Here is a 12,847-nt window from a genome sequence, read left to right as displayed (position 1 = left end):
GCCACGGTGCGGGTCTCGGCGGCGGTGGCCACGCAGCGGTCCGGGCGCGCGGGGCGCGAGTAGAGTCCCTCAAGGTGGCCTTCACGGCTTTGGGGCTCGGTGGGCGGCGACGCGCTCGCGGGTGGCGCAGCGCGGGGAGCAGTAGCGGCGCGGGCTGCCGCCGCCGGTGTGGGCGAACGGCTTCCCGCACGACGCCGACGCGCACAGCCCTCCCGGCACGTCCTGGCGCTCGGCCAGCAGCGAAGCCAGCCCCAGCGCCGACGACGTCACCAGCCACGCGCCCCACGGGCCGTCGTCTGCGGCGTCGGCGTGCAGGTGCCAGCCGTAACCCTCTTCGTGGTCCGTCAAGCGCGGAGGACTCGCGTACGCAGCGAAGAGCCGATTAAGCACCGAAGCCGCCGAAGCCACGTCGGGCGCCGCGAACACCGCACGCAGCTCGACAGCCGCCGCACATAGCTCGGCGACGTCTTCCGAAGACAGCCGGACGTCCGGTTCGCCGTGCGATCGCAAGACGCGAGCGATCGCGGCCGGCGAGGCGTCAAAGAGCAAGACGCCCAGCAAATCGACCGCGCGCTGCACGGAATCCCGGTGCGGAAAGGCCATCCCCCCACTGTAACGTCTTGCCTATGATAAGGCGTTACCTGGTCGGGGCGACGCTGGCGCGGACCGGCGACGAGCTGTCCGGCCCCGCCCTCCTCCTGCTCGGGCTGACCGCGGGCCCGCACGCCGGTGCCGCGCTGCTCGCCGGCCTGACCGCGGCCGCCGCGGTGGGCGGGCCTGTCTTCGGGGCCTTCCTCGACCGCAGCCCCGCGCCGGGGCGGCTGCTGGCGACCGCACTGGCCGGATACGCGGGCGGGATCGCCGTCGTCACCGCCGCCTTCGGACGTCTGCCGCTCGAAGCCGTGGTCGGGATCGCCACCGTGACCGGCCTGCTCAACCCCGCCATCGCGGGCGGCTGGACCGCTCAGCTGCCCGCCGTCGCCGGGCCGGAGGTCCAGAAAGCCAGCCGCCTCGACGCGCTGACGTTCACCGCCGCCGCCCTGGCCGGCCCCGGGCTCGCGGGGCTCCTCGGCGGCCCGGCCGGGCTCGGGGTGGCCGTCGTCCTGGTCGCCGCCGCGGTCCCGGTGGCGTGGACCCTCCCGAGGAAACCGAAACCGAAGAACAAGACCCACCTCAAGGACGGCTTCACGGTTCTCGTGCGCAACGCCGCGCTGCGACGGGCGACGCTGGCGTCGACGATCTCCTGCGCCGGCATCGGCATGGTCACCGTCTGTTATCCCCTGCTGGGCGCGGCCCACCTCCGCGGGCCGGCGGACGGCGCGCTCCTGCTGACGGTGCTCGCGACCGCGTCCCTGCTGGCCAACGCCGTCTTCGCGCGACACCCGCTGCCGTGGGCGCCGGACCGGACGGTCTGGCTCAGCACGCTGGTCCTGGCCGTGAGCTGCACCGTAGCCGCGCTCGCCCCCGGCATCACCGGACTCATCGCAGCCGCCGCGATCGCCGGGTTCGGCGAAGGACCGCAGCTCACGGCGTTGTTCGCGATCCGCCACCGCGAAGCGCCGAAGCACGTCCGCGCGCAGGTGTTCACGACGGCGGCGAGCGTGAAGATCACCGGCCTGGCCGCGGGCGCCGCCCTCGCCGGCGCGCTCGTGACGTGGTCGCTCCCGGCGTGCCTCAGCGCCGCCGCGGCCGTCCAACTAGGAGCTGCGGCGAGCTATCTCAGCAGGTCAGAACGCCATCGCCTGGGCGCGCCGCTTCACCTCGGTGCCGTGGCTGGTGCGCAAGGCGTTGACCGGGCTGCGGCCCGGCAGGCTCTCGTCGGTCTCGAACAGCCAGCGCAGCATCTCCGTCCGGGAGAACCCGGAGTCGGCGAGCACCGTGATCGTCCCGGCCAGGCCCTTCACGATCCCGTCCTTGACGAAGAAAGCACCGGGAACGCACAGGTCACCGCCGCGTTTGAAGGCGATCAGCTGCCCGTCGCGCAGCATCTGGCGGACCTTGTTGGCCGAAGTCCCGAGGACGTTCGCGACCTCTCCCAACGGGAGGACCGCGATGGCGGTGTCGAGGACGTCGTCGGCGACTGGAATCCCACTCACAGGTGACACTCTGCCACATTCCGCACTCACACCCGTTAGTGCGCACGGGTGACCCGCGAGGTCTCCTCCACCAGCCGTGTGCGGTTCCGTACGATCCTTACTCGTGACTCGCACCCAACCCAGCCTGGCCGGCACGCTCCTCGAGCGGCGCTACCGGGTGGACCGGCTGCTCGCCCACGGGGGGATGTCTTCCGTCTACCGGGGGACGGACACCCGGCTGGACCGTCCGGTCGCGATCAAGATCATGGACCCGCGGTTCGCCGACGACCGGTCGTTCGTGGACCGGTTCGTGCGCGAGGCGCAGTCGGCGGCGCAGCTGCACCACCCGCACGTGGTGGCGGTGCACGACCAGGGCTTCGACCTGCCCCAGGGCGCCGAGTCCGGGCTCGCGTTCCTGGTGATGGAGCTGGTCGACGGCGGCACGCTGCGCGACCTGCTGGAGGACCGGGGGCCGCTGGACGTCGCGCTGGCGTTGAGCGTGGCCGAGCCGGTGCTCTCGGCGCTGGCCGCCGCGCACCGGGCGGGGCTGGTGCACCGGGACGTCAAGCCGGAGAACGTGCTGATCGGCCGGTCCGGGCCGCACACCGGCGGCGTCGTGAAGGTCGCCGACTTCGGCCTGGTGCGGGCCGTGGCGAGCGCGGGCACGACGAGCTCGAGCGTCATCCTGGGCACGGTCGCCTACCTGTCGCCGGAGCAGGTCGAGACGGGCGCGGCGTCCGCGCGGGGTGACGTCTACTCGGCCGGCATCCTGCTCTACGAAATGCTCACCGGGCAGGTGCCCTACACCGGCGACACGGCGATCTCGGTGGCGTACCGGCACGTGAACGACGACGTCCCGAGGCCGAGCGAGCTGCGCCCGGACCTGCCGCCCGAGCTGGACGAGCTGATCACCCGCGCGACCCGGCGGGACCCGGAGCTGCGCCCGGCCGACGCCGGGGAGTTCCTGACCGAGCTGACGGCGGTGCGCGCGCAGCTGGGCCTGCTGCCGGTGACCGTGCCCGTCCCGGTCTCCCACGGCCAGGGCGACCTCGCCGACACCGAGCGCACGCTGCCGCGGATCCCGCAGGTGCCGGACACCCAGCAGACGATGCCGGTGAACCGCCCGAACGCGACGCGGGCGCTGAGCCACCCGGGCACCCCTCCCCCGGGCATCACCCAGCAGATCCCGCCCGTGCGCCCGCCGGTGGCGCGGCGCCGGAGCGAGCCGGAGCCGGAGAAGCCGAAGGACAACCGGAAGCGGATCGCGATCATCGCCGCCGCGGTCCTGCTCTTCGGCGGGCTGATCACCGCCTTCATCTTCATCCTCACCGACACCGGCGGGGACAAGACCGCGTCCGTGCCGCACCTCGTCGGGCTCAACCAGGCCGCGGCGGGCGACGCGCTGCGGTCGGTCAAGCTGAACCCGCAGTTCAGCCAGGAGTACGACAACTCCGTCCCGTCGAACACCGTGCTGCGCGCCGAGCCCGCGGAGGGCACGCCGCTGCAGCCGAACTCGACGGTGTCGGTCGTGCTGTCGAAGGGCCGCCCGGCGGTACCGGACATCCGGCCGGGTACCGCGCTGCCCGACGCCGAGCAGGCGATCAAGACCGCCCAGCTGACCTCGACGCGCGGTGCCGACGACTTCGACGCCGACGTCCCGCAGGGCGCGGTGATCCGCACCGAGCCGGCCGCGGGCAGCCAGCTGAACATCGGCGGCCAGGTCACGATCATCGTGTCGAAGGGCCCGATCCCGCTGCCGCCGGTCCCGGACGTCACCGGGCGGAGCAAGGACGAGGCGTTCCAGCTGCTGCAGCAGGCCGGTTTCGAGCCGTTCCAGGCGGGCGAGGAGTTCAAGCAGGACGTCCCGGGCGGGGCCGTCACCCGGACCGACCCGCCGGCCAACGCGCAGCCCAAGGAAAAGCGGATCGGCGTCTTCGTCAACAACGCCGTCCAGGTACCGGACGTCCGGTTCCGCTCGTTCGACGACGCCCAGAAGATCCTCGAGCAGGCCGGGCTGAAGGCCGACCGCGACGGCGGCCGGGGCCGCCCCGGTGGTGGTGGCGGCGGGTTCGACTTCGTCTTCCAGCAGGACCCGCAGCCGGGCACGTTCGTGCAGAAGGGCAGCAAGGTCAAGCTGAAGGGCTTCGGGGGATGATCGGCAGCCGAGGCCGCGTGACCGGCACGATCGGCCCCGGCCTCATCGGCGAGGTGCTCCTGAACGTCCGGGGCGGCACGGAGGCGTTCTACGCCTACCCGGCCGACCCGGACGCGAGCTTCTCCTCCGGCACCCAGGTGCTCGTGGTCGATTTCGAACCCCCGCGCACGGTTTATGTCGAGCGGTGGCAACCGCTGGGCCGCTGACGGCGTCGAAGAGGCACCAACACACCTGACAACAGAAAAGAACGAGGGGGTCGGTGCCATGAGTCTCGTCGAAATCCTGCTGTACGCGGCGGGTGGGCTCATCGTCGTGCTGATCGTGGTCTTCGGGGTTCTGCGGCTGCTGTACAAGGTCGCCGAGCCGAACGAAGCGCTGATCATCTCCGGGCTGGGGGTCCGGGTCGACCGCGCGGACACCGCGGACAGCCTGGGCTTCAAGATCATCACCGGCCGCGGGGTGAACGTCATCCCCGGCTTCCAGACCGCCCGGCGGCTGTCGCTGGACACACGCGGGGTCAACCTGCAGGTCTCGTGCGTGACCAAGCAGGGCCTGCCGGTCACCGTGCGGGCCGTCGTCATCTACAAGGTCGGCGACGACTTCGCCTCGATCGCCAACGCCGCCCGCCGGTTCCTGGACCAGCAGAAGGGCATGAACGACACGATCCACGAGCTCTTTTCCGGGCACCTGCGCTCGATCGTCGGCGGGCTGACCATCGAGGAGATGATCCACAACCGGGACGCGCTCACCGGCGAGGTGCGCCAGTCTTCGGCGACGGAGATGATCAAGCTCGGGCTGATCGTGGACTCGCTGCAGATCCAGGAGATCGACGACGAGTCGGGCTACATCAACAACCTCGGCAAGCCGCACGCCGCCGCGATCGCCGCGTCGGCCCGCATCGCCGAGGCGCAGCGCGACCAGGAGGCCGCCGAGGTCGAGCAGATGTCCGCGGCGAAGAAGGCGGCCGCGGTCCGCGAAAGCCAGATCCAGCAGGCCGGCTACCAGGCCGAGGTCGACCAGGCGCGGGCGAAGATGTCCCAGTCGGGTCCGCTGGCCGAGGCGACCGCGCGCCAGGAGGTCGTCGTCCAGGAGACGCGGGCGGCCGAGCTGGAAGCGGCGCTGGCCGAGCAGCGGCTGCAGTCGCAGGTCCGCAAGCCGGCCGACGCGAAGGCGTACGACACGCGTACGGCGGCCGACGCGGCCCGTGACGCTTCGATCGCGAAGGCTCAGGCCGAGGCGAAGGAGACCGAGCTGCGGGCCGCGGCGGACGCGACTCGCGTGAAGACGGCCGCCGAGGCCGAGGCACAGGCCACGAAGGCGCGTGCCGAGGCGATGGCGGGCGCGACCCGGGCGACCGGTGAGGCCGAGGCGGCCGCGGCGAAGGCCCGTGGTCTGGCCGAGGCGGAGGCCGCCCAGGCGAAGGGTCTCGCCGAAGCGGAGTCGGCCCGGGCGAAGGGCCTGGCCGAGGCGGACGCCATCAAGGCGCGCGCCGCGGCGCTGGCCGAGAACCAGGAGGCGGTCGTCGCGCAGCAGCTGGCCGAGCGCTGGCCGGAGATCGTCGAGGCGGGCGCGAGCGCGTTCGGCAACATCGACCACATGGTCGTGCTCAACGGCGCCGACGGCATGTCCGACATGTTCGCCAAGGCGCTGTCGCTCGGCGGAACCGGTCTCGGCCTGGCCCGGCAGCTGATGGACGCCATGGGCAAGCCGGCCGAGAAGGAGCTCGACGAGCCCGCCCGGCGCAACGGCGAACTCAAGTTGAGCGACTGATCTGTCACCCTGCGTACGGCCCTTGTGTCCCGGATCACGGGAGGCAGGGGCCGTACGCCCGTTCGGGGGCGGCAATTCCCGGGCGGTTGTCCTACCGTGGGCGCATGGTGCCGGACTGCGGGTCGCGGGCCGTCCGATGAGCTTCTTCACCGGCGGCCCCCGTGAGCGTCCCCTGTTCCCCGTGCCGGAGCAGGAGCTCTACGCGTTCAACGGCCGGCACTGGACCGATCCCCCGCGCGAGTACATCGTCCCGGCGGTGCTGCCGTGGGCGCAGCCGCTGGGCCGGTCCGAGCGCACGGTGGTGGCGCTGCGGACCATCGAGGTGTGGCCGCGGGCGCTGACGCTGCGCATCACGGTGTTCTCCCGGGACAGCCTGGTCGACGACCCCGCCGAGGGCCTGATCGACCACCGGCGCAAGCCCGACTACAACGGGCTGCTCATCGGCGTGCTCTACGCCGACGGCAGCCGGGCGAGCTCCGAGACGATCTCGGTGCCGTCCGCGTCCGAGCCGGACGACCCGGTGCTGCGGGCGCAAGCCGTCGGCGGCACGCGCTTCGCCGTCGAGCACGAAGTGTTCCTGTGGCCGCTCCCACCGGCCGGCCCGCTGAAGCTGGTCGTGCAGTGGACCGACCGGCAGATCCCCGAGACGCGCACGACGCTCGACGGCGGCGCGATCCGCGCCGCGGCGAAGGATGCCGCGGAGATCTGGCCGGGGCTGGACCGGCGGCAGGTGAACGGCCTGCCGGTGCGCCGCGTCGGCAAGCAGGTGGCGCTCACCCCCGAATGGGGGACTTCGGTGGTGCGGGCGGAAGAGCCCGGGTCCACCCCCGCGGAGTAGCGCGTTTCTTGATCTGTGACCCCGCGCACCGGCGCCCGGGGTATCTCGAATGGATGAACGGGGTGGGTAGTTAGCGTCGTGGAAACACTTCGACCACCCGCCCGTCATGTCGGGCTGGTGCAGTGCTGTGACCGGGGCGCCGCCCCGGGCCGGGGGCTCCGCCACCCGGACCCCCGCAAGACGCTGGTTCCTCACCTTCCGACGCACGTGGCCGTGCACCCGCGAACCCGGAAAGGTCGCCCATGGCAGGCTCGCCGCTCAGCGCCCTCGACGTCGCTTTCCTTTGCCTGGAAAGCGAAACCTCCCCGATGCACATGGGAGCGGTGGTCACCTTCACCGCCCGCCGCCCGGTGGACCCCGCCGCGGTGACCGCCCTGCTGGCCGAACGTGCCGCCCGGCTGCCGAAGCTGCGTCAGCGGGCCCGCGCGGAGCTGTTCCCGCCGGGGTCGGCCAGCTGGACCGAGGACCCGGAGTTCGTTGCGGCGGACCACATCCACCACGTCGCGCTGAGCTCGCTGTACGAACCGGACCCGCTCGCGGCGTACGCGTCGCGGTGGATCGCCGAGCCGCTCGACACGTCCCGGCCGCTGTGGGACCTCACCCTGGTCACCGGCCTGCCGGACGGGAACTTCGCGCTGCTGCTGAAACTGCACCACGCGCTCACCGACGGTGCCGGCGCGTACGCGGTCGCGGCCGGCCTGCTCGACGGCGTCGACCTGCCGGAGCGGAGCTCGCCGTCGCGGCGGATCCCGGCACCGCGGTCCACTTTGGACACGGTGAAGGACGCCCTGGGCACGGTCTGGGGTCAGGCGAACGAGACGGCCGGGATCGCGTCGTCACTGGTGCGGGCCGCGCGGTCGCCCCTCTCGCCGGTCTCGGCGCCGACGTCGGCCGAACGACGGCTGGGGTTCGTGCGGCTGCCGTTGGCGGAGCTGCGGCAGGTGCGCAAGGCCCACGGCGGCACGACCAACGACGTCGTGCTGGCGGTGCTGTCCGGCGCACTGCGCGAATGGCTGGTCAATCGTGGCCACCGCGCCGACGGCCGCACGCTGCGCGCGCTGATCCCGGTGAGCGTGCGTGGCCGGGCGACCGGCCAGCTCGGCGGCAACAAGCTGTCGGGGTACCTGTGCGACCTGCCGGTCGGCGAGGACGACCCGGTCGAGCGCCTGCGGGTGGTCCGCCGCGCGATGACCCGCAACAAGGCGGCCGGCCCGAGCCGCGGCGCGGGGGCGCTGCCGCTGCTGGCGGACCGCGTCCCGCCGCTGCTGCACCGCCTGGGCACGCGCACGGCGGGGCTGGCCGCGCCGATGCTGTTCGACCTGGTGATCACGACGGTCCCGGTGCCCCCGGCCCGCCTGTCCCTCGGCGGCGCCCGGCTGGCGGAGGTCTACCCGTTCGTCCCGCTGGCGCCGCGCCACGCGGTCGGCATCGCGGTGGCGACGTACCGCGACTCGGTCCACATCGGACTGCAGGTCAACGGCGAGGCGGTCCCGGACGTGGGCTCCCTGCGGGACGCGGTGCTGAAGTCGGTCGACCGCCTGGTCGACGCCTCCTAGCCCGGTCCCGAGCGCCCCGAGATGTCCGGGGCGCTCGGGTGAGCGTCAGCCGCGGAGCATCTCCGCGACCAGGAATGCCAGCTCCAGCGACTGCTGCGTGTTCAGGCGCGGGTCGCAGGCCGTCTCGTAGCGGCCGGACAGGTCGATGTCCGAGATCTCCTGGGCGCCGCCCAGGCACTCCGTGACGTCCTCGCCCGTCAGCTCCACGTGGATGCCGCCCGGGTACGAGCCCAGCTGGTTGTGGACCTCGAAGAAGCCCTGGACCTCGTCGACGATCCGGTCGAAGTGGCGGGTCTTGTAGCCGGTGGACGACTCGTGCGTGTTGCCGTGCATCGGGTCGCACTGCCAGATGACCTTGTGCCCGGACGCCTCGACCCGCTCGACGATGCCCGGCAGCACCTCGCGGACGTTGCCGTTCCCCATCCGCGCGATCAGCGTCAGCCGGCCCGGCTCGAAGCGCGGGTCGAGCCGCTCGACGTACTCCACGGCCTGGTCGGGCGTGGTCGTCGGGCCGATCTTCAACCCGATCGGGTTGGCCAGGAGCTCGGCGAACGCGATGTGCGCGCCGTCCAGCTGGCGGGTCCGCTCGCCGATCCAGAGGAAGTGCGACGACAGGTTGTAGAGCTTCGGGTTCGCCGCGTCGGCGTTGTCGAGGCGCAGCATCGAACGCTCGTAGTCGAGCAGCAGCGCTTCGTGGCTGGCGAAGATCTCAGTCGACTGCAGCGACGTGTCCGTCACCCCGCAGGCCGACATGAACCGCAGGCCCCGGTCGATCTCGTTGGCCAGCGCCTCGAAGCGCTGCGCGGCCGGTGACGCCGACACGAAGTCCTTGTTCCAGTCGTGCACCTGGTGCAGGTCGGCCATGCCGGCGCCGGTGAGGGCGCGGACCAGGTTCATCGCGGCGCCCGCGTTCGCGTAGGCGCGGATCATCCGGCCGGGGTCGGGCACGCGCAGCTCGGGCTTGGCGACCAGCGAGTTGATGATGTCGCCGCGGTAGACCGGCAGGCCCAGCGCGTCGGTCGCGGCCGAGCGCGGCTTCGCGTACTGGCCGGCGATGCGGCCGACCTTGACCACCGGCAGGCTCGCGCCGTAGGTCAGCACGACCGCCATCTGCAGCAGCGTGCGCAGGTTGGCGCGGATGTGCGGCTCGGTGTTGGACTCGAACGTCTCCGCGCAGTCGCCGCCCTGCAGGAGGAAGGCTTCGCCGCGGGCGACCATCGCCAGCCGGCCCTTCAGGCGGTCGATCTCGGCCGGGACCGTGATCGGCGGCACGCTCTCCAGCACGGCGCGGACCCGCCGGGTCGCGTCCGGGTCGGGCCACTCCGGCTGCTGGGCGGCCGGCAGCTCCAGCGCCTTGTCGAGCCGCGTGCGCAGCTCGGGCGGCAGCGGCGGCAGTTCGGGCAGCGTGTCGACAGGGACGTCCACAGTCCAGTTCACGAACACCAGGATAGGGTTCGCGCCCCGCCCCGCTTCGCCCGGTTCGCTCCGGAGCTGGCAGACCCCTAGAAGTGTGGGTTCACCGCCGCGCCGGAGACCACGGGTTTTCCGCGCCGAGCTGCGGACTCTCGCCCGGGGCTACCGGGCGGGAGTCCGCACGGCGGGAGAACCTGGTTCAGCAGGGGCGTCCGGACGCGAACGTCGCCACCACGTTCGCGCGCGAGAACGCCGGCACCCGCACCAGCGCGCCGGTGTACTTCTCACCGGTGTACAGGCACCAGGTGTGCTGGCTGCCGTTCTGTTCGGAAACCGCGGTGAACGGCGGCGCGATCGACGGCGTCGGCGCCGACAGGCAGAGCGAATTCGTGCCGAACCCCACCAGGACGAGGCTTTCCGGAATGCACGCCGTGGTCCGCGCGGACACCGGCGGTGCGGTCAGCAGCATCGCGGCCAGCGCGGACACGGCGAAGAACACCATTCTTTTCATGATTCTTCCCCTCATTTCCCCAGTGAGGGGGAAACGACCCCCTCACCGACCAGGTTGGCAGGAACCGTCGGCCGCGGGGAAGACCCCGTCACGCAGATAGCCCAGCACCACGGCGTTCCCGCAAGCGTTCTCCCGCGTGAAGACGCCGTGGCCGCCCGCGTCGACGGTCACCATCCGCGCCCGGTTTCCGAACGCCGCTCGCGTTTCGCGCGCTCCCGAAAGCGGCGTCGCCGGGTCACGCAGGTTCTGCACCAGCAGGACGTTCGCCGGGCCGGGGCCGCCGACGCGCACCGGCGGTTCGGTGCGTTCGACGGGCCAGGACGCGCACGGGTTCACGTTCGCCGCGGCCGGGCCGAACATCGGGTGCCGCACCCGTTCGCGCTCGACCGCGCGCTGGTAGTAACCGAGCTGCTCGGGCCAGTCGGAGTCGTTGCAGATCACCTGGAGCTGCAGCGACGCGCGGGTGTCGCCGTCGAGCGGTCCGGCCGCGACGCGCGCGGTGCCCGCCCATTCGGCGGCGAGGGCGGGGAAGGACGCGTCGTCGTAGAGCCCGTTCCACGTGTCCGAGCGGAACTCCGGGCCGCGGGTGGCAGCCAGCTCGGAGAACTTCGCCGTCACCTGCGCCGGGGTCCGCCCCAGGTGGTAGCCGTCGTCGCGGGCGGCGGCCCAGGCGGCGAAGTCCGGGAACCGGTCGTCGAACCCTTCGGCGAAGCGCTGGTTGGCGCGGACGTCGAGCCCGTGCGGGCCGAGGACGCTGTCGAGCACGATCCGGTCGCCGCGGGCAGGGAACATCGACGCGTAGGCGGCGCCGAGGTAGCTGCCGTAGGAGAGGCCGTAGTAGGAGATCATCTTCTCCCCCAGCGCTTCCCGGATCCGGTCGAGGTCTCGCGCGGTGTTCGCGGTCGTCATGTGCGGCAGCAGGTCCGCCGTCGCCGCCTCGCCGCACTGCTTCGCGACGACACGCGCTTTCGCCGCGGTGACCACGACGTCACGCGGGCCGTCGGCGTAGGGGCCGAGCACGGCGCCCCGCTGCTCGGGCGTCAGGTCGCAGGTCACCGGCGTGCTGTAGCCGGTGCCGCGCGGGTCGAAGCCGATGACGTCGTAGGCGTCCGGCAGGCCGGAGCCGCCCATCCGCGTCATCAGCTGGGCGGGCATGGCGAGCCCGGGACTGCCCGGGCCGCCGGGGTTCATCAGCAGCACGCCGCGGCGCTTGCCCGGAGTGCCGGCGTGCCGGGAGAGGGTCAGCTCGATCGTGCGCCCGGGATGCGCGTAGTCGAGTGGCACGCGCAGTCTCGCGCACTCGAGCCCGGCGGTGGGCGACGGCGTCATGCCGTAGTCCGGGCAGGGCGTCGTCCAGTCGAGACGCGGCGACGCGTCCGCCGGCGGCGCGGCGAGCAGGGGCAGGAAAGCCAGGAGTACCAACGTTTTCCGCATGCTCCGAGCGTGGCCCGCCGAGAGCGCGCGGACGTCAGCCCAGGGGCCGGACCCTCGGGTCCTCCCCCGGGCTGACGGCGGTCACGCGGCTTGCGCGCGGTTGTACAGGTTCTGCGCGTCGGTGCCGAAGTACGGCCCGAACATGTAGCCCGGCAGGAAGGTGTAGCCGAAGCTGTTCACCGAGGCCTGGACGCCGGACCCGGTGCTCTCGTTGAACGACAGGAACCACGGCCCGCCGCTGGAGCCGCCGGTCATGTTGCAGTTCATCCCGTGGTCCTTGGTCAGCAGGAAGTCGGTGAACGTGCTGCCGCTGCAGTAGATCAGCTTCGTACCGTCGTAAGGCGCCGCGGCGGGGTAGCCGAAGGTGTACATGCTCTGGTTCTTCGGCTGGTTGAAGGCGATGCCCTGTGCGCCGACGACGTCCGTGAGCCGCTGTCCGTTGAGCGGGTTCACGACGGCCATGCCGACGTCGTAGTTCATGTCCTCACTGGCTTCCCACTGCGGCGTGGTGAGCGTGCTCTTGGCCGTCCACTGGCCGTAGGGCGCGTTGCCGTTGTCGTAGCCCGGGACGAACGTCCACTGCGTGTGCCAGGTGCCCTGGTACTTCACGCAGTGGCCGGCGGTGACGACGACGCTGCCGTTGGTGCTGGTGACGGCGTCACCGGAACAGGAGGCGTTCTGGCCGCCGAAGACGAAGAACACGCGCCCGGCGGTGTGCGTGACCTGGCCGCCGCCGGTCCAGGCGCCCCCGCCGTTGGGGATGCTCTGGATGACGGCGCTCTGCCCGCGCGCGACGTCCTTCGGCGTGAAGGCCGGGCTCTTGACGAGGTTGTCCATCGGGATGGCCGCCCGCATGGCATCGGGCGTCCAGAAGGGTTTCGGCGCGGCCTGGGCGGGCACGCCGACCAGGGCGAACGCGAGGGAGAGGACCGCGGTCACGACCGCTGCCCGGAAAGCCGTGTGCTTCAAGACGCCCACCTTCCGCCGAGGTGAATTGCCGCGAAACCGGCACAGTTACTCGAAAGTAGTTGTCACAACACAGAGCGCACACCGCCATTCGACCGTATGTATGGTCGCCGTACGACCCAACGCGCC

12 protein-coding genes are annotated in these 12,847 nt (G+C 72.1%); 5 read left to right on the top strand and 7 right to left on the bottom strand.

Annotation, left to right across the window (positions count from 1 at the left end; genetic code table 11):
* Nucleotides 1-81: 81 nt before the first annotated feature.
* The 3 genes from AB0C38_RS43300 to AB0C38_RS43290 all read right to left on the bottom strand — a co-directional run bounded on the left by AB0C38_RS43300 (nt 82) and on the right by AB0C38_RS43290 (nt 2,096).
* Nucleotides 82-603 (bottom strand): CGNR zinc finger domain-containing protein, encoded by a 522-nt coding sequence (locus AB0C38_RS43300; protein WP_360685199.1) that lies wholly within the window; start codon nt 601-603, stop codon nt 82-84.
* Between the two features lie 361 nt (nt 604-964).
* Nucleotides 965-1,267, bottom strand: a complete 303-nt coding sequence (locus tag AB0C38_RS43295) for a hypothetical protein (RefSeq protein ID WP_360685196.1) — start codon at nt 1,265-1,267, stop codon at nt 965-967.
* Nucleotides 1,268-1,727: 460 nt separating this feature from the next.
* Entirely contained in the window at nt 1,728-2,096 is a 369-nt protein-coding gene (locus AB0C38_RS43290; RefSeq protein ID WP_360685193.1) for an Rv2175c family DNA-binding protein, read from the bottom strand.
* Between the two features lie 103 nt (nt 2,097-2,199).
* Between AB0C38_RS43290 and pknB the strand changes: the two genes are divergently transcribed.
* The 5 genes from pknB to AB0C38_RS43265 all read left to right on the top strand — a co-directional run bounded on the left by pknB (nt 2,200) and on the right by AB0C38_RS43265 (nt 8,394).
* The gene (gene pknB / locus AB0C38_RS43285; protein ID WP_360685190.1) at nt 2,200-4,230 is read left to right on the top strand and encodes a Stk1 family PASTA domain-containing Ser/Thr kinase; all 2,031 of its coding nucleotides are present in this window, start codon (nt 2,200-2,202) and stop codon (nt 4,228-4,230) included.
* Nucleotides 4,227-4,436 (top strand): hypothetical protein, encoded by a 210-nt coding sequence (locus AB0C38_RS43280; RefSeq protein WP_155542013.1) that lies wholly within the window; start codon nt 4,227-4,229, stop codon nt 4,434-4,436. The genes pknB and AB0C38_RS43280 overlap by 4 nt, the downstream gene beginning before the upstream one ends.
* A 58-nt stretch (nt 4,437-4,494) precedes the next feature.
* On the top strand, nt 4,495-6,000 hold the full coding sequence (locus AB0C38_RS43275) for an SPFH domain-containing protein (protein ID WP_360685187.1): 1,506 nt from the start codon (nt 4,495-4,497) through the stop codon (nt 5,998-6,000).
* Nucleotides 6,001-6,136: 136 nt separating this feature from the next.
* Nucleotides 6,137-6,838 (top strand): hypothetical protein, encoded by a 702-nt coding sequence (locus AB0C38_RS43270; protein ID WP_360685184.1) that lies wholly within the window; start codon nt 6,137-6,139, stop codon nt 6,836-6,838.
* Between the two features lie 242 nt (nt 6,839-7,080).
* Entirely contained in the window at nt 7,081-8,394 is a 1,314-nt protein-coding gene (locus AB0C38_RS43265; protein ID WP_360685181.1) for a wax ester/triacylglycerol synthase family O-acyltransferase, read from the top strand.
* A gap of 45 nt (nt 8,395-8,439) precedes the next feature.
* Here AB0C38_RS43265 and AB0C38_RS43260 read toward each other — a convergent pair whose 3' ends face one another.
* The 4 genes from AB0C38_RS43260 to AB0C38_RS43245 form a co-directional block, all read right to left on the bottom strand.
* Nucleotides 8,440-9,831 carry a class II 3-deoxy-7-phosphoheptulonate synthase gene (locus AB0C38_RS43260; RefSeq protein ID WP_360685178.1) on the bottom strand — a complete coding sequence of 464 codons (1,392 nt, stop codon included), beginning with the start codon at nt 9,829-9,831 and terminating at the stop codon, nt 8,440-8,442.
* Nucleotides 9,832-10,006: 175 nt separating this feature from the next.
* The gene (locus tag AB0C38_RS43255; protein WP_360685175.1) at nt 10,007-10,318 is read right to left on the bottom strand and encodes a hypothetical protein; all 312 of its coding nucleotides are present in this window, start codon (nt 10,316-10,318) and stop codon (nt 10,007-10,009) included.
* 42 nt (nt 10,319-10,360) lie between these two features.
* Nucleotides 10,361-11,752, bottom strand: a complete 1,392-nt coding sequence (locus AB0C38_RS43250; protein WP_360685172.1) for an alpha/beta hydrolase — start codon at nt 11,750-11,752, stop codon at nt 10,361-10,363.
* Nucleotides 11,753-11,833: 81 nt separating this feature from the next.
* Entirely contained in the window at nt 11,834-12,721 is an 888-nt protein-coding gene (locus tag AB0C38_RS43245; RefSeq protein WP_360685170.1) for a peptidase, read from the bottom strand.
* Nucleotides 12,722-12,847: the final 126 nt, after the last annotated feature.

Source organism: Amycolatopsis sp. NPDC048633, from assembly GCF_040650695.1.
Taxonomy (GTDB): domain Bacteria; phylum Actinomycetota; class Actinomycetes; order Mycobacteriales; family Pseudonocardiaceae; genus Amycolatopsis.
This window is presented reverse-complemented; position numbering and strand designations above follow the sequence as displayed.

What these genes read in the sequence shown, in the direction of transcription:
- AB0C38_RS43265 (WP_360685181.1), top strand. Translation starts at nt 7,081, where the DNA reads ATGGCAGGCTCGCCGCTCAGCGCCCTCGACGTCGCTTTCCTTTGCCTG.
- AB0C38_RS43255 (WP_360685175.1), bottom strand. Translation starts at nt 10,318, where the DNA reads ATGAAAAGAATGGTGTTCTTCGCCGTGTCCGCGCTGGCCGCGATGCTG.
- AB0C38_RS43250 (WP_360685172.1), bottom strand. Translation starts at nt 11,752, where the DNA reads ATGCGGAAAACGTTGGTACTCCTGGCTTTCCTGCCCCTGCTCGCCGCG.
- AB0C38_RS43300 (WP_360685199.1), bottom strand. Translation starts at nt 603, where the DNA reads ATGGCCTTTCCGCACCGGGATTCCGTGCAGCGCGCGGTCGATTTGCTG.
- AB0C38_RS43275 (WP_360685187.1), top strand. Translation starts at nt 4,495, where the DNA reads ATGAGTCTCGTCGAAATCCTGCTGTACGCGGCGGGTGGGCTCATCGTC.
- AB0C38_RS43280 (WP_155542013.1), top strand. Translation starts at nt 4,227, where the DNA reads ATGATCGGCAGCCGAGGCCGCGTGACCGGCACGATCGGCCCCGGCCTC.
- AB0C38_RS43270 (WP_360685184.1), top strand. Translation starts at nt 6,137, where the DNA reads ATGAGCTTCTTCACCGGCGGCCCCCGTGAGCGTCCCCTGTTCCCCGTG.